The organism is Streptacidiphilus sp. P02-A3a, assembly GCF_014084105.1.
Lineage (GTDB): Bacteria > Actinomycetota > Actinomycetes > Streptomycetales > Streptomycetaceae > Streptacidiphilus.
The window spans coordinates 6,133,478-6,149,023 of sequence record NZ_CP048289.1; the positions used below are offsets into that span (position 1 = coordinate 6,133,478).

Annotated in this window: 12 protein-coding genes and 1 riboswitch; of the genes, 1 reads left to right on the plus strand and 11 read right to left on the minus strand. The window is 73.2% G+C overall.

The annotated features are described in order from the left end of the window. Nucleotides 1-10: 10 nt before the first annotated feature. The 3 genes from GXP74_RS26220 to GXP74_RS26230 form a co-directional block, all read right to left on the minus strand. Nucleotides 11-1,858 (minus strand): phospholipase C, encoded by a 1,848-nt coding sequence (locus GXP74_RS26220; RefSeq protein WP_182453695.1) that lies wholly within the window; start codon nucleotides 1,856-1,858, stop codon nucleotides 11-13. A 174-nt stretch (nucleotides 1,859-2,032) separates the two neighbouring features. Then, complete coding sequence (gene metH / locus GXP74_RS26225) at nucleotides 2,033-5,641, minus strand: methionine synthase (protein WP_225448201.1); 3,609 nt, start codon at nucleotides 5,639-5,641, stop codon at nucleotides 2,033-2,035. Nucleotides 5,642-5,658: 17 nt separating this feature from the next. Next, nucleotides 5,659-5,734: riboswitch (S-adenosyl-L-homocysteine riboswitch) on the minus strand. Nucleotides 5,735-5,895: 161 nt separating this feature from the next. Further along, a complete protein-coding gene (locus GXP74_RS26230) occupies nucleotides 5,896-6,303 on the minus strand; it encodes a DUF5997 family protein (RefSeq protein ID WP_182453696.1) in 408 nt (135 codons plus the stop codon). A 56-nt stretch (nucleotides 6,304-6,359) separates the two neighbouring features. On the opposite strand from GXP74_RS26230, the gene GXP74_RS26235 reads away from it, so the two are divergent. Then, complete coding sequence (locus GXP74_RS26235) at nucleotides 6,360-7,163, plus strand: LysR family substrate-binding domain-containing protein (RefSeq protein ID WP_182453697.1); 804 nt, start codon at nucleotides 6,360-6,362, stop codon at nucleotides 7,161-7,163. Between the two features lie 31 nt (nucleotides 7,164-7,194). Here the strand turns inward: GXP74_RS26235 and GXP74_RS26240 are convergent, their stop codons facing one another. The 8 genes from GXP74_RS26240 to GXP74_RS26275 all read right to left on the minus strand — a co-directional run bounded on the left by GXP74_RS26240 (nucleotide 7,195) and on the right by GXP74_RS26275 (nucleotide 15,447). Next, nucleotides 7,195-7,875: a response regulator transcription factor gene (locus GXP74_RS26240; RefSeq protein ID WP_182453698.1), complete on the minus strand. Its 681-nt coding sequence runs from the start codon at nucleotides 7,873-7,875 to the stop codon at nucleotides 7,195-7,197. Beyond that, entirely contained in the window at nucleotides 7,872-9,155 is a 1,284-nt protein-coding gene (locus GXP74_RS26245) for a sensor histidine kinase (RefSeq protein ID WP_182456651.1), read from the minus strand. Before GXP74_RS26245 ends, GXP74_RS26240 begins: the two co-directional genes overlap by 4 nt. A 69-nt stretch (nucleotides 9,156-9,224) precedes the next feature. Beyond that, nucleotides 9,225-10,064: an ABC transporter permease gene (locus GXP74_RS26250; protein ID WP_182453699.1), complete on the minus strand. Its 840-nt coding sequence runs from the start codon at nucleotides 10,062-10,064 to the stop codon at nucleotides 9,225-9,227. Then, entirely contained in the window at nucleotides 10,061-11,014 is a 954-nt protein-coding gene (locus GXP74_RS26255; protein WP_182453700.1) for an ABC transporter ATP-binding protein, read from the minus strand. Before GXP74_RS26255 ends, GXP74_RS26250 begins: the two co-directional genes overlap by 4 nt. A 200-nt stretch (nucleotides 11,015-11,214) precedes the next feature. Next, complete coding sequence (locus GXP74_RS26260; protein WP_182453701.1) at nucleotides 11,215-12,117, minus strand: polysaccharide deacetylase family protein; 903 nt, start codon at nucleotides 12,115-12,117, stop codon at nucleotides 11,215-11,217. A 228-nt stretch (nucleotides 12,118-12,345) separates the two neighbouring features. Continuing rightward, nucleotides 12,346-13,299 carry an arsenic resistance protein gene (locus tag GXP74_RS26265; RefSeq protein ID WP_182456652.1) on the minus strand — a complete coding sequence of 318 codons (954 nt, stop codon included), beginning with the start codon at nucleotides 13,297-13,299 and terminating at the stop codon, nucleotides 12,346-12,348. Between the two features lie 206 nt (nucleotides 13,300-13,505). Then, entirely contained in the window at nucleotides 13,506-14,195 is a 690-nt protein-coding gene (locus GXP74_RS26270) for a response regulator transcription factor (RefSeq protein WP_182453702.1), read from the minus strand. A gap of 64 nt (nucleotides 14,196-14,259) precedes the next feature. Next, nucleotides 14,260-15,447: a sensor histidine kinase gene (locus GXP74_RS26275; protein ID WP_182453703.1), complete on the minus strand. Its 1,188-nt coding sequence runs from the start codon at nucleotides 15,445-15,447 to the stop codon at nucleotides 14,260-14,262. Nucleotides 15,448-15,546: the final 99 nt, after the last annotated feature.

Genomic DNA, 15,546 nt, shown 5'->3' on the forward strand with positions numbered 1-15,546 from the left:
TGACGGTGGATCAGGAGGCGTTGCCGCGGCGGCGGTTGCGGCGCGCGATGGTGTACGCGGTGCCCAGGCCGGCCAGCGCGGCGGCGCCGAGCAGGGCCGAGTCGGTCGCCGAGCCGGAGGTGCTGCTGGTGGCGGCGGTCTCGGTCAGCGGCAGGCTCTGCGGGGTGTCCTGGTTGTCCCAGTGGTGGATCCTGGTGACCGAGGCGACGCTGCCGTCGGTGTTCAGCAGCACCTGCTTGTTGTTCGGGTCACGGAAGTCGAACGCGCTCTCCAGGTTGCCGGCGGTGGCGTCGAAGGAGCCGCCGCCGACCCGGCCGGTGCGCCAGTTGTTCTCGATGAACGACAGGACCGAGGGCTGGGTCAGGAAGGTGTGGTCCACGGTGTTGGTCTTCGCGTAGGGCGAGATGACCAGCAGCGGCTCACGCACGCCGGGGCCGCAGCGGTCCAGGTAGCCGTCGGTCGGGGCCTTGGCGCTGGCGGCGGCGACGCAGGCGGCGGCGTCCTGGGTCGAGTCCGAGGAGCCGTTGGTGGGCGCGTGGTAGACGTGGTCGTACCAGCCGTCCGAGTCGTCGTAGGCGATCACGACGGCGGTCGAGGACCACTCCGGCGACTTCTGCAGCTCGTTGATCTCCTTGATCAGGAAGTCCTGCTCGTCCTTCGGGTCGGAGTAGCCCGCGTGGCCGTCCTGGTACTCGGCGGCCTTGAGGAAGCTCACCGCGGGCAGGTCGTCGGCGGCGACCGCCTGGTCGAAGTAGCTGAGGTCGTACTGGTGGTTCGCCTGGCCGTTGTGGCCGACCTCGGCGAGGTTCTTCGGCGCGGTGTGGTGCGGGTTGGACGTGGACTTGTAGTACTGGAACGGGTCGTGGTGCGGGCTGTAGTCCTCGGCCTGGGCGCCGCCGACGTTGGCGTGGGTGGTGCCGCCGCACTTGGCGTAGGTCCCGGCGACCCCGGTGTAGGGGGTGCTGGGGGTGAAGCCGCCCTGGAACCAGCCCCAGGTGACGTCCTTCTTGTTGAGCAGGTCGCCGATGTTCTGGCCGGTCATCTCACCCAGCGCGGAGCCGCTGGTGTGGTCGTTGTCGGCGCAGTCGTCGTAGGCCGGGTCCGGGTCGGCGTTGACGGTGCCGACGCCCTGGGCGTTCGGCGAGTGGACCGTGTACGGGTCCGGCGTGGTGGTCAGGGTCGGGTTGGTGGTGCTGCCGGTGCCGGTCACCGAGACCACGCCGTGGGTCTGGCCCGAGATCAGGTTCAGCGCACCCGGGGTGGACGGCCCGTAGGTGGCGTCGAAGGCGTTGTCGGCCAGCGTGTACTGCTGGGCGTAGTTCCACAGGCCGGTGACGGTGTTGCCGTCGTAGTAGTCCATGGCCAGGCCCGGCGCCCCGTACAGGCCGCCCGAGCAGGTGTCCTTGGAGGTGTTCTGGACGAACAGGTCGTTCTTGCCGCCGTCGAACGCCAGCTGCTCCGGCGTGTAGCTGTGGTTCTGGTCGCAGGTCAGCACCTCGGAGGAGGTGAGCCGGGCCGGCGCGTAGAGGTTCGGGTTCTTGGTCAGCAGACCGGCCGCGGCCTCAGTGTTGATCTTCTTCGGGGTGTTCTTCGCGGCCGTGAACTTCGTGCCGTCGGTGTTCGCCGCCTTCGGGTAGGTGCCGAAGTAGTGGTCGAAGGACACGTTCTCGTCGTAGATGACCACCAGATGCTTGATCGGGGTCGTGGTGGTGGTGTGCCCGGGGGGCTTGGGGCGGTGGTGGTCGCCGCCGTTCCCCGCCCACGCGGTGGACGTCCCCGCCGCAGCGACCAGCGCCGCCGCACCCAGCAGCGCGGCCGCGCGCTGTCCGTGCCGCGCCCTACCCGTTGAAATCGCCATGCCGACCCTCCGCGAACTCATCTTTACGCACAGTCCCACGGGTCACCTGACCCGCATCTCAGCGGGAATCCTGCCGGGCCGCAGCCACGGGCCAAGGTGCCGACGATGAAGCGGACATGAACAGAACGTGAGAAGAATGAGAGAACTCCTGACCCGCCCTGATCCGGCCGCCGGTCACCTCGGGTCGTAGTCGAGGTTGGGGCGCAGCCAGGCCTCGGTCTCGCGCAGGTCGAGACCGCGCCTGCGGGCGTAGTCCTCGACCTGGTCGAGTCCGAGCCGCCCGACGGTGAAGTACTTCGACTCCGGGTGGGCGAAGATCAGCCCGCTGACGCTGGCGGCCGGGGTCATCGCGAAGGACGTGGTCAGGCCCATGCCGACGGCCTCGGCCCGGAGCAGGTCGAACAGCTCCCGCTTCAGGCTGTGGTCGGGGCTGGCCGGGTAGCCGAGGGCCGGGCGGATGCCGCGGAACCGCTCGGCGTGCAGCTCCGCGAGCGCGGGGTCGGCGTCCGGCTCGAACCAGTCGCGCCGGGCCCGCAGGTGGACGTACTCGGCGAAGGCCTCGGCCAGCCGGTCGGCCAGCGCCTTCACCATGATCGACTTGTAGTCGTCCTGTTCCGCCTCGTAGCGCGCGGCCACCGCGTCGGCGCCCTGGATCGAGACCGCGAACCCGCCGAGGTGGTCGCCCTCGGGCGCCAGGTAGTCGGCCAGGCAGCGGTTGGCGCGGCCCTCCGGCTTGGCGGTCTGCTGCCGGAGCATCGGGAACCGCACCCGGTCCAGCACGACGTCGTCGCCCTCGCCGCGGGCGGGCCAGAAGCCGTAGGCGCCGCGGGCCCGGAGCAGGCCGCCGTCGATCAGCTCGTCCAGCAGCGCGTTGCCCTCGTCGAACAGCTCGCGCGCGGCCGGCTGTTCCAGGATCGCCGGGTACTTGCCCTTCAGCTCCCAGGCGAGGAAGAAGAACTGCCAGTCGATCAGCTCCCGCAGCTCGGCCAGGTCGGGCTCGACGGTGCGGACGCCGGTGAAGGCCGGGACCGGCGGCTCGCCGAAGTCGACCCGCTCGCGGTTGGCCCGGGCCTGTTCCAGCGTCAGCAGCGGCTGCTGCCGCCGGGTCTCGTGCAGATCCCGCAGCCGCGCCTGCTCGGCGCGGTTCGCGGTGTCCAGCACCCCGGCCCGGTCGGTGTCGAGCAGGTCGGCGACGACGCCGACGACCCGCGAGGCGTCCAGCACGTGCACGGTGGTGCGGTCGTAGGCGGGGGCGATCCGGACCGCGGTGTGCTGGCGCGAGGTGGTGGCGCCGCCGATCAGCAGCGGGATCTTCAGCCCCCGGCGCTGCATCTCCTCGGCCACCGCGACCATCTGGTCCAGTGAGGGGGTGATCAGGCCGGACAGGCCGACGGCGGCGGCTCCCTCGGCGACCGCGGTGTCCAGGATGGTGGCCGCTGGGACCATCACGCCGAGGTCGACCACCTCGTAGTTGTTGCAGCCGAGGACCACCCCGACGATGTTCTTGCCGATGTCGTGCACGTCGCCCTTGACCGTGGCGAGCACCACCTTGCCGTTGCCGCGCGCGGCCCCGGCGCCGTCCTCCCCGGCCTCGGCCTTGCCCGCCTCGATGTAGGGCTCCAGGTAGGCGACCGAGCGCTTCATCACCCGGGCGCTCTTGACCACCTGCGGCAGGAACATCCGTCCGGAGCCGAACAGGTCGCCGACGATCTTCATCCCGTCCATCAGCGGGCCCTCGATGACGTCCAGCGGACGGGCGGCGCGCTGCCGGGCCTCCTCGGTGTCGTCCACGATGAAGTCCACGATGCCGTGCACCAGCGCGTGCGCCAGCCGCTCCTCGACCGGCGCCTCGCGCCAGGACAGGTCGACCTCGCGCCGGGTGCCGGAGCCGGTGACCTTCCCGGCGTGGGCGACCAGCCGGTCGGTGGCGTCCGGCCGCCGGTCGAAGATCACGTCCTCGACGAGTTCCAGCAGCTCGGCCGGGAGGTCCTGGTAGACCGCCAGCTGGCCGGCGTTGACGATACCCATGTCCAGGCCCGCGGCCACGGCGTGGAACAGGAACGCCGAGTGCATGGCCTCGCGGATGACGTCGTTGCCCCGGAACGAGAAGGACAGGTTGGAGATGCCGCCGCTGGTGCGGGCGCCCGGGCAGCGCCGCTTGATCAGCGGCAGCGCCTCGATGAAGGCCTTGGCGTAGCCGTTGTGCTCGGCGATGCCGGTGGCCACGGCCAGCACGTTCGGGTCGAAGATGATGTCCTCGGCGGCGAACCCGGCCCGCTGGGTGAGCAGGTCGTAGGCGCGCCCGCAGATCTCGACCTTGCGGGCGACGGTGTCGGCCTGGCCCTGCTCGTCGAAGGCCATCACCACCGCGCCCGCGCCGTAGGAGCGGATCTTCCGGGCCTGCTCCAGGAAGGGCTGCTCCCCCTCCTTGAGGCTGATCGAGTTGACCACGCCCTTGCCCTGGACGCACTTGAGGCCCGCTTCCAGGACGCTCCACCGGGAGCTGTCGACCATGATCGGGATCCGGGCGACCTCGGGCTCGGTGGCGATCAGGTTGAGGAAGGTGGTCATCGCCTGCTCGCTGTCGAGCAGGTCGGCGTCCATGTTGACGTCGAGCAGGTTGGCGCCGCCGCGGACCTGCTCCAGCGCCACGTTGACGGCCGCCTGGTGGTCGTTGCCCTCGATCAGCTTGCGGAACTTGGCCGAGCCGGTGACGTTGGTGCGCTCACCGATCATCACGAAGCCGGTGTCCGGGCCGATCTCGAAGGGTTCCAGGCCGCTGAACCGGCTCGCGGTCCGGGCCGCGGGGGCGGTGCGCGGCGGCAGCCCGGCCACGGCCTCGGCGATCCGGCCGATGTGCGCCGGGGTGGTGCCGCAGCAGCCGCCGACGATGTCGACCAGCCCGGCGGCGGCGAACTCACCGACCAGCCGCCCGGTCACCTCCGGCGTCTGGTCGTAGCCGCCGAAGGCGTTCGGCAGGCCCGCGTTGGGGTGGCAGGCGACGTGGGTGTCGGCGAGCCGGGCCAGCTCGACCAGGTGCGGCCGGATCTCGTCCGCACCGAGGGAGCAGTTCAGGCCGACCACCAGCGGCTTCGCGTGCTCGACCGAGTCCCAGAAGGCCTCGACGGTCTGCCCGGACAGGGTCCGGCCGCTGAGGTCGACGATGGTCACCGAGATCCACAGCGGCAGCTCCGGGGTGACCTCGCGGGCCGCGGCGATCGCGGCCTTGGCGTTGAGCGTGTCGAAGATCGTCTCGATCATCAGCAGGTCGACGCCGCCCTCCCGCAGGGCCAGGAACTGCTCGGCGTAGGCGTCGAAGACCTGGTCGTAGGAGACCGCCCGGTAGGCCGGGTCGTCCACCTTCGGGGAGAGCGACAGGGTGACGTTGAGCGGGCCGACCGAGCCCGCGACGAAGCGTCCGCCGAACTCGTCGGCGGCCTGCCGGGCGAGCCGGGCGCCCCGCACGTTCATCTCCCGGACCAGGCCCTCCAGCCCGTAGTCGGCCTGGCCGATGCCGGTGGCGGTGAAGGTGTTGGTGGTGGTGATGTCGGCACCGGCGGCCAGGTACTGCCGGTGCACGTCGAGGATGACGTCGGGCCGGGTCAGGTTCAGCAGGTCCGGGTCGCCGGTGACGTCCCGCGGGTGGTCCGCCGGGATCAGCCCGCCCCGGTAGTCGGCGGGCGTGAGCGCGACCCCCTGCAACATGGTGCCCCAGGCGCCGTCCAGCACGGCCACCCGCTGCGCCAGCAGCTCCCGCAACCTGGTCTCGGACGATTTCTCCACCAGCCACCTCCCACGTATCCGGGGAGGCGCCCTTGAGTCGTCGGGAGAGCCGAGCGTGGCGGGCAGCAGCCCGTCGCAGCGCCTCTCGACTCCTGGCAGCAGCCTAGCGGAACCCGGCCCGGCCGCGCCGGAGAACACGCGCCGCGCCACGGCCGTCCGCACCGCCGACGGGTCGCCGGGCCGACCGTGGTGGCGGTGCGGCGCGGCCGACCCGTACCGCGCTTCCGCGGGGCCCGGTGACCGCCGGGACCGGCCTACTGCTGGGCCTGCTCCTTGGCCTGCCTCTCCTTCTGCTTCTCCTTGAGCCGCAGCGTCTCCTTGCGGACGTCCGTCTGGGTGGCCCGCTCGTGCTGGAGCCAGAGCGGGTTCTCCGCCTTCAGCGCCTCGACCTCGTCGGTGGTCAGCGCCTCGGTGACGCCGCCGCGGGCGAGGCCGGAGATGGAGATGCCGAGCTTGTTCGCGATCACCGGGCGGGGGTGCGGGCCCTCGCGGCGCAGGTCGACCAGCCACGCGGGCGGCTCGGTCTGGAGCGAGCGCAGCTCTTCGCGGGAGACGACGCCCTCCTGGAACTCGGCGGGGGTGGCCCCCAGGTACACACCGAGCTTCTTCGCCGCGGTCGCGGGCTTCATGGTCTGGGTCGTCTTCGGCTTGAGCGTTGTCATGGGGTCAAGGGTATCGAGCGGAAGCCCTCCCTGGTCACGGCCGGTAGCCTGGCCGCGTGACAGATACGGCAGCCCCCTCCTCGTTCCGGCTCGGGTACGTTCCCGGGGTGACCCCCACCAAGTGGGTGCACGTCTGGAAGGAGCGGCTGCCCGACGTCCGGTTGACCCTGGTCCCGGTGCCCGCCGCCGAGGGCGGCGGGCTGCTGCGGGACGGCGGCGCCGACGCCGGTCTGCTGCGGCTGCCGGTGGACCGGACCGTGCTCAGCGCGATCCCGCTCTACGTCGAGACCACGGTGGTGGTGCTCCCCAAGGAGCACCGCCTGGCCGAGGCCGCCGAGCTGACCCTGGCGGAGCTGGCCGAGGAGCTGTTGCAGCACCCGCTGGACGACACGCTGGGCTGGGAGCGGCCCCCGGGCCTGCCCGCGATCGAGCGCCCGGCGACCACGGCGGACGCGGTGGACCTGGTGGAGGCGGGGGTGGGGCTGCTGGTGGTGCCGCAGTCGCTGGCCCGGCTGCACCACCGCCGGGAGCTCACCTACCGGCCGGTGACCGACGCGCCGCAGTCGCAGGTCGCGCTGTCCTGGCCGGAGGAGCGGACCACGGACCTGGTGGAGGAGTTCATCGGGATCGTCCGGGGCCGCACCGTCAACAGCTCGCGGGGCCGGGCCCAGGAGGCGGAGCAGCCGAAGGAGAAGCCGACGAAGCAGGCCAGGGCGAAGGCCGGCCAGCAGCCGAAGCAGGGCCAGAAGCCGGGCCAGGGGCAGAGGCAGGGCCAGAAGCAGGGCCAGAAGCCCGGCCAGCGGCAGGGCCAGCCGTCGAAGCGGGCCGCCGGGGGCGGCAAGCGCGGGCGTCGGTCCTGAGGGCGCCGCGGGCCGCCGGTGGCGGACGGCCTCAGCCGCCCGGCGGCATCGGCCGGACCAGGCCCAGGTCGTAGGCCAGGATCACCGCCTGGATCCGGTCCCGGGCGCCGATCTTCGCCAGCACCCGGCCGACGTGGGTCTTGACCGTGCTCTCCGAGAGCACCAGCCGCTCGGCTATCTCGCCGTTGCTCCAGCCCTGCCCGATGGCGAGCAGGATCTGGTACTCCCGCTCGGTCAGCGCCCGCAGCCTGGGGTGGGCCTGCGGGTCCGCCTCGGCGGGCGCGCCGGGCAGGTGGTGCGCGTAGGCGTCCAGCAGTCGGCGGGTCAGGCCGGGGGCGATCACCGCGTCCCCGGCGGCCACCGCCCGGATCCCGGCCAGCAGTTCCTCCGGCAGCGCGTCCTTGAGCAGGAACCCGCTGGCCCCGGCCCGCAGCGCGGCGTGCGCGTAGTCGTCGAGGTCGAAGGTGGTCAGCACCAGGACCCGGGAGCGGCCACCGGCGGCCACGATCCGGCGGGTGGCCTCGATGCCGTCCACGCCGGGCATCCGGACGTCCATCAGCACCACGTCCGGGCGCAGGTCGGCCACCTGGCGGACGGCCTCCGCCCCGTTCGCGGCCTCGCCGACCACCTGCGTGCCGGGGGCGCTGTCCAGCAGCATCCGGAAGCCGAAGCGCTGCAACGGCTGGTCGTCGACGATCAGGACGGTGGTCATGGGGCCGCTCCCGCCAGCGGCGCCCGGTCCAGCAGCGCCTCCACCACCCAGCCGCCGCCGGGCCGCCGCGCGACCGTGACCGAGCCGCCGTACAGCGCCGCGCGCTCGCGCATCCCGGCGATGCCCTGGCCCTCGCCCTGCGGCGGCCGGGCCGCGCCCGGCTCGGCCCGGCCGGGCGGACGGCCGCTGTCCTCGACCCGGACCAGCACCCCGTCGCCCTCGACGGCCACGGTCAGCTGTGCCCGGGTGCTGCTCCCGGCGTGCTTGAGGGTGTTGGTGAGGGCTTCCTGGACGATCCGGTAGACCGCCAGCTGCCGACCCCGGTCCAGCGCGTCCACGTCCCCGACGGTGCGGTAGGTGACCGCCGGGCCCGCCGCGCGGACCCGGGCGCAGAGCTCGTCCAGGTCGGCGAGCCCGGGCTGCGGGCTGTACTCCGGGCCCTGCGGCCGCTCCTCGCGCAGCACGCCGAGCATCCGGCGCAGCTCGTCCAGGGCCTGGCGGCCGGTACCGGCGATCAGCCTGAGGGCCTCCCGGCTGTGCTCGGGGGCGACCGCGGCGGCGTAGCTGCCGCCGTCGGCGAGACCGATGATCACGGCGAGGTTGTGGCCGATGATGTCGTGCATCTCCCGGGCGACCCGGGTCCGCTCGGCGGCGGCGGCCAGGCGGCTGCGCTGGTCGCGTTCCACCTCCAGCCGGGCGGCCCGCTCCCGCAGCGCCTCCAGGTAGGCGGTGCCGATCCGCAGCGCCAGGCCGAGCACCGCGGCGGCGGTGGCGGCGCTGTACAGGAAGAACAGCGCGACCAGCGGCGACAGCACCACCGACACCCGGAACGCGACCAGGCCCAGCGCCGCCGCCGTCCCGGCGGCGACCCACGGCAGCCGCCGCAGCGGGGCGTGCCGGGCCACGCTGTACAGCGCCACGAAGAAGGCGATGTCGGCGTGCAGCCAGACGTTCCAGGCCCACTGCGCCACGAACACCGCCGATATCGCGGCGAACACCGCCGTCGGCCGACGCCGCCGCCACAGCAGCGGCAGGGCCAGGGCGAACTGGAGGCCGAGGGCCATGGTCAGCGGCAGCCGGTCGACCCGGTCGCCGGGTGCCTGGTGGGAGCCGTGCCGCAGGTCCGGCAGGCAGAAGACCAGCAGCACCACGGCGACCAGCAGCGCGTCGGCCGCCCAGGGCCGCTCCCGGTCACCGCGCCGCAGCCGCCGCCAGATCCGCAGCGCCCGGGCGACCAGGGGGTGCCCCCAGATCGCCTCCTCGGCCGCGCCGCCGGTCATCACCCTCACCCGCCCATCGTCGCAGCCGCGCTCCGGGCCCCGGGACCGGGGCCCGGGACCCGGGGCCTCCTAGGCGTCGCTGCGCTTCAGCCGGAAGGCGGCTCCGGCCAGGGCCAGCGCGGTCCAGCCCGCGAGCACCAGCAGCCCGGCGGTGGCCGAGAGCGTGTGCACGTCCTGGTGCAGCGCGTACATCGAGTCGCCCGCGTGGCTGGGCAGGTACTGGCTGACGTTGTTCTGCCAGCTCGTGGGGAGCAGCTCCATCAGTCCGGGTACCAGCAGCAGCGTGCCCAGCAGGATGGCGATGCCGCCCGCCACCGAGCGCAGCAGCGAGCCCAGGGCCGCGCCGCAGACGCCGATCAGCGCCAGGTAGGCACCGGCCATGACCAGCGCCCGGAGCACCCCGGCGGCGCCGAAGCCCAGCGCGGCCTGGTGGCCGGAGAGGATGCCGGTGCCGATGCCGAACGCGGCGAACGCGCCGACGAGGCCGAGCAGGAAGGCCACCGCGCCGAAGATCAGCGCCTTGGACCAGAGCACCGGCAGCCGCCGCGGGACCGCGGCCAGGGTCGAGCGGATCATCCCGGTCGAGTACTCACCGGCGGTGACCAGCACCCCGAGCACGCCGACCGCGAGCTGGCCGAAGTTCAGCCCGAACAGCGAGAGTCCGACCGCGTTGGCGCCGAGCACCTCGGGGTCGTGCACATGGCCCGCGTTCATGATCACCGTGTAGCGCCAGTCCCGGATCAGGCCGAACGCCAGGATGAACACCAGGGCCACCCCGAGGGTGATCCAACTGGAGCGCAGCGACCAGAACTTGGCCCACTCGGCGCGCACCACCCGGGCGGTGGTGACCTTGTAGACGGGACGCCCGGTGCGGGCCGCCCCGGCCGTGGCGGCGGTGGTGCTGCTCATGCTGCGCTCCCTACGACCTCGACCTGCGGGGCCTGCTGGACGGTGGTGCTGCCGTGGTACTCGACGTCGTCGCGGGTCAGCTCCATGAACGCCTGCTCCAGCGAGACGCCCTTGGTGCTGAGCTCGAACAGGGCGATGCTGTGCTCCGCCGCCTTCAGGCCGATGGCCCGCGCGGCCATGCCGGTGACCTCCAGCTCCTCGGAGCCGGACCGGCCGGTGATCTCCACGCCGGGACCGGCCAGGACCTCGCGCAGCCGAGCCGGGTCGGAGCTGGCGACCTTCACCGTGTCCCCGCCCGACTGCCGGATCAGGTCCTTGACGGTGGTGTCGGCCAGCAGCCGTCCGCGGCCGACCACGATCAGGTGGTCGGCGGTCAGCGCCATCTCGCTCATCAGGTGCGAGGAGACGAAGACGGTACGCCCCTCGGACGCCAGGCCGGTGAGCAGGTTGCGGATCCACAGCACGCCCTCCGGGTCGAGCCCGTTGACCGGCTCGTCCAGCATGACCGTGGCCGGGTCGCCGAGCAGCGCGGCGGCTATGCCGAGCCGCTGGCCCATGCCGAGCGAGAACGCCCCGGCGCGCTTGCGCGCCACCGACTGCAGGCCGGTCAGCTCGATCACCTCCTCGACCCGGCGGCGCGGGATGCCGTGCGTCAGCGCCAGCGAGTTGAGGTGGTTGAAGGCCGAGCGCCCGGGGTGGATCGACTTCGCCTCCAGCAGCGCGCCGACCTCCTGCAGCGGGGCGGTGTGGTCGGCGTAGGAACGGCCGTTGACGGTGACCGAGCCGCTGCTGGCCGCGTCCAGGCCGACGATCATGCGCATGGTGGTGGACTTGCCGGCGCCGTTGGGCCCGAGGAAGCCGGTCACGGTGCCGGGCCTGACCGTGAAGTCCAGCCGGTCCACCGCTGTCTTCTCGCCGTACCGCTTGGTCAGCTGCTGCGCCTCGATCATCGGGTGCTTTCCCTCGCTCCTGGCCACCGGCAATGAATCCGGCCCGCGTCGTGCTCCCGACGCTAGGCGCCGCCGCGCCGCCGACCCGTAGTACCCGGGGGCGATCTTGGTTCCGCGCGTGGTACCCCGGTACTACAACGCCCCGGCGCCGCACCGGTGCAGGGTGCGGTGCCGGGGCGTGGACGCGCCGCCGGGCGGGGCTACGGGGTGGTGAACCGGTAGCCCTCGTCGAGCAGCCGGGGCAGCCAGATCCGCATCGCCGCGACCGTCTGCGAGCGGTCGCCGCCGCCGTCGTGGTCCAGGATGATCGAGCCGGTCATGGTGGTCCGCATGATGGTGGAGACGATCTTGTTGACACCGGGCCTGGACCAGTCGGCCGGGTCCACCGACCAGTCCAGCGGGCGCAGGCCCGCCGCGGCGGCGGCCTCGAACACCGTGTGCGACCAGGAGCCGAAGGGGGCCCGGTACATGGTCGGGGTGATCCCGACGTCGGCCATGGCCTGGTTGGTCCGGTCGATCTGCGAGGTGACCGCCTTCAGGGTCAACTTGCTCTGGTCGGAGTGGTCCCAGGTGTGGTTGGTGATGTGGTGTCCGGCCGCGGCCACGTCCCGGACGATCCCGGCGCAGTCCTTGATCTGCTCGCCGATCATGCAGAAGGTCGCCGTTATGTGATGGTCGCGAAGTATCTCCAGGATCTCCCCGGTGTACTCGCTCGGTCCGTCGTCCAGGGTGAGGGCTATCACCTTGTGTCCGGCGTCCACGTAGTACTGCGGCTGGGTCGGCACCTTCGGCAGCGGGTGGGTCGTGGATGTCGGCGAGGGGGCGGGCGGCTTCGGCGTGGCCACCGAGATCGGGGTGGTGGACGGGGAGTTGCCGGCCACCGGGCTCGCCGCCCCGTCGGCGGAGCCACCGTTCGCGCTGGCCGTCCCACAGCCGGCGAGCAGCGTGATCCCGGCGCCGGCCAGCATCACCCGACGGGAGACCTGCCCGCCGGTATACCCGGAGCGCGGGCTCGGATCAGCGAGGACTTCCGCGTACATCCGGTCTGCCTGCGCGAGTTCGTCCATGCGTCGCGAGCGGCGGCGGGACGAGTTTTCTGCCATGGGTACGCACCTGTATCCGTGTTGCCGCGATCGCTGCGGCGCTTTCCTGAACGGTTGCCCTGAACTCTCTGACCGTATGACGTCGCAACACAGGCATTGGTTGACTGATAATCGGAAAACATTCAGGAACATTCAGGGAGCCCACAGGCTCCGCGCCGGGCCTCCGCCCGCTCCCCGGGCCGCGGCGGCGGGGACAGCGCCATGACCAGCGGGGACGGCGGCCCCGGGCTACCGCGTCGCCGCGGGGTCGGGCAACAGCCGGGGCACCAGGCGGACGTAGACCAGCATGCCCAGCACCTCCACCAGGGTCTGGGTGACCACCACCACCGGAGCGACCGCCGGCGCGGCGGGCAGGGCCAGCGCCAGCGGGAGCACCACCAGCGAGTTGCGGGTGGCCCCGGTGAAGACGATCGCCCGCCCGGCCGGGACGTCCAGCCGGAACGACCGGGCGACCGCCGTCCCGACACCGGCCATGACCACCAGGAAGGCCGCGTAGAACGGCACCACCCGGGCCACGTCGCCGAGGTCGTGGTGGATCCTGGGCACCTGCGGGGCGACCACCGTGAACAGCGTCGCGGCCATCAGCGGCACCATGGCCGCGGTCACCCCGTCGGCGACCCGCCGCCCGGCCGCCCGGCGGGCGGCCCAGGCCTGGGTCAGCCAGGCCAGCGCCAGCGGGACCACGATCAGGAACAGGAACGCCCGCAGGAACGGGCCGACCTCGACCACGTCGGACAGTCCGGAGCCGAGGAACAGGTAGAGGTATCCGGGCAGCAGCAGCATCTGCGCCACCAGCAGCACCGGCGTGACCGCCAGCAGCCGCTGGTTGGCGGCCCCGGCCAGCCCGCTGAAGACGATGACGTAGTCCACGCACGGGCACAGCAGCACCAGCAGCACGCCCAGCCGGACCGCCTGGTCGGCGGGCAGCAGCGGCAGCATCGCGGCCACCAGCAGCGGCACCGCCAGGAAGTTCACCGCCAGCGCCGCCGCCAGGAACCGCCCGGCGCGCAGCGAGCGGACCAGCTCCCGCGCCGGGACCTGGAGGAAGGTCACGTACAGCAGCGCCCCGAGTACCGGGTCGATCGCCTGCTCCAGCCCCGGACCGGCTCCCGGCGCGGCCCACCCGGCCAGGCACCCCGCCGCCAGCGCGCCCAGGTAGACCGCCACCTGGTGCCGCTCCATCCGCGCTGCCAGGTTCTGCGACAGCTGCGACACCACGGGTCTCCTCGAAGGCTCGGACTGCCCGCTCAGCCGGGCGACCCCCTGACCGTAGCCGTTCCCGCAGGTGAGGACCTACCCGCGCGGGCGCCGTCCGCTCCCGTCGGCGGGCACGTCGATCCGGAACCGCGGACGGCAGATCACCGCGTCGGTGTGCCGCCGCCGACCGGCTACGCGGTGGGCTCGGAGTAGCCGTGGGCGTAGGCGTAGCGCACCGCCTGGGTGCGGTCGCGGGAGCCGGTCTTCGCGAAGATCCGGTTGACGTGGGTCTTGACCGTCGCCTCGCTGACGAACAGGGACCGGGCGATCTCCCGGTTGGACTGCCCGCCCGCGATCAGCCGCAGCACCTCGGCCTCCCGCGGGGTCAGTTCGCCGTCCCCCGCGGCCGCGCCGACCGGCCCGGCGGCCGCCGGGACGCCGCGGGCCGCCGCCGACAGCAGCCGCTGCTGCACCCCGGAGTCGAGCACCGCCTGACCGGCCGCGGCGGCCAGCACCGCCCGGCCGATCTCCGCCCGGGTGGCGTCCTTGGTCAGGTAGCCGAGCGCCCCGGCCTGGAGCGCGCCCATGATCGACGCGTCGTCGGCGTAGGTGGTGAGCACCACCACCCGGGTGTCCGGATGCCCGGCGGTGACCCGCCGGGTCGCCTCGACGCCGTCGCAGCCGGGCATGTTCAGGTCCATCAGCACCACCTGCGGCCGGACCTCGGCGACCAGCTGGACCGCCGCCTCGCCGTCCGCCGCCTCGCCGGTGACCACGATGCCGGGCAGGGTCCCGAGCAGCAGCACCAGGCCCTCGCGGACCGCGGACTGGTCGTCGGCGACCACGACGCCGACCGGCTCGGCGGAAGGTTCAGTACTCATGACGGGTCCTCGGCGTTGGGATCGGCGGGCGGATCGGTGGGTGGTTCGGCGGGTGGTTCGCGGTTCAGGTGGGCATCGTCAGGCAGACCCGCCACTCGCCCTGGACCGGCCCCGCCGACAGCGTGCCGCCGCCCAGCGCGGCCCGCTCGCGCAGGCCGGTGAGGCCGTACCCGGCGCCGGTGGGCGCCAGCGGTCCCGGTCGGCCCGCGGCCGGGAGCGGGTTGGCGACCCGGACGCTGATCCGCGTCGGCTCGAACTCCAGGGCCAGGCTGACCGGTTGCCCGGGGGCGTGCTTGCGCGCGTTGGTCAGCGCCTCCTGCGCGGCCCGGAAGGCGGCCAGGCCGACCTCGGCGGTGACCGGTCGCGGTGCTCCGGTGACCTGGAGGCCGACCGCCGCGTCCCCGTCGGCGCGGCCCTCGTCGGCCAGCGCCGACAGCTGGTCGGCCAGCGGCGCGAGGTCCTCCCGCAGGGCGAGGATCGCGCTGCGGGCGTCGGCCATTCCCTGCCGGGTGAGCGCCCCGGCCCGGCCGACGCACTCGATCGCCCGGAGCAGCTCCGGGGACTCGTCGGGCAGGGCCGCCAGCAGTCCCTCGGCGGCCTGGAGGTTCACCGACACCGCCGCCAGCGAGTGGGCGAGCACGTCGTGGATCTCCCGGGCGATCCGGGCCCGTTCGGCGAGCGCCGCCGCCTGGGTCTCGGCCTCGCGCATCCGGCGGGTCTCCGCGAGCGTCCCCTCGGCCTGTTCGGCCCGGAGCAGGTAGTCGTGGCGGATCAGGCCGAAGACCCAGAGCCCGGCGAAGGTCAGCGGGTAGCCGAGCAGTGCCTCCACCGGTGCTCCGCTGACCAGCCCGGCGGTCAGGAAGGCGGCCACCGTCTCGGCGACGATGGCCAGCGAGGTCTCGGGGTTGAGCCGGATTCCGGCGGCGGAGGTGACCACGCAGCCGACCGCGACCGCGGTGCTGAGCGGCGCCAGCCCCGCCATCGCGCCGCCCGCCGCGCCCATCACCGCCAGCACGGACACCGTCAGCCGTTCCCGGCCGGCGGCGAGCAGCCACACCACCCAGCTGACGCCGGCCACGCCGAAGGCGACGGCCATGGCGACGCCGCGGGCGCCCACGCCCAGGCGGGGTTCCGCGAGCGGAACGGTGACCAGGACCACCACGAGGACGAGCAGCCGGACGGCGTTCACCATCGAGGACACATCAGCGCTGATGGTCGCGTGCGCCCAGCGCCCGGTGAGCGAGCGAATCACGGGCCCACGCTATCCGGCCGGTCCACCGGGTGGATAGGGCGGCCGGGTGGACCCCGGGTGGACCCGGCCGCCTCCACCCGGCCTCCACCTGGGGCGGTT

Bases quoted from the DNA above. Each gene is read 5' to 3' on its own strand.
- GXP74_RS26230 (WP_182453696.1), bottom strand. From the start codon at position 6,303: ATGACAACGCTCAAGCCGAAGACGACCCAGACCATGAAGCCCGCGACC.
- GXP74_RS26255 (WP_182453700.1), bottom strand. From the start codon at position 11,014: ATGATCGAGGCGCAGCAGCTGACCAAGCGGTACGGCGAGAAGACAGCG.
- GXP74_RS26265 (WP_182456652.1), bottom strand. From the start codon at position 13,299: ATGGAGCGGCACCAGGTGGCGGTCTACCTGGGCGCGCTGGCGGCGGGG.
- GXP74_RS26250 (WP_182453699.1), bottom strand. From the start codon at position 10,064: ATGAGCAGCACCACCGCCGCCACGGCCGGGGCGGCCCGCACCGGGCGT.
- GXP74_RS26245 (WP_182456651.1), bottom strand. From the start codon at position 9,155: ATGACCGGCGGCGCGGCCGAGGAGGCGATCTGGGGGCACCCCCTGGTC.
- GXP74_RS26240 (WP_182453698.1), bottom strand. From the start codon at position 7,875: ATGACCACCGTCCTGATCGTCGACGACCAGCCGTTGCAGCGCTTCGGC.
- GXP74_RS26270 (WP_182453702.1), bottom strand. From the start codon at position 14,195: ATGAGTACTGAACCTTCCGCCGAGCCGGTCGGCGTCGTGGTCGCCGAC.
- GXP74_RS26260 (WP_182453701.1), bottom strand. From the start codon at position 12,117: ATGGCAGAAAACTCGTCCCGCCGCCGCTCGCGACGCATGGACGAACTC.
- GXP74_RS26220 (WP_182453695.1), bottom strand. From the start codon at position 1,858: ATGGCGATTTCAACGGGTAGGGCGCGGCACGGACAGCGCGCGGCCGCG.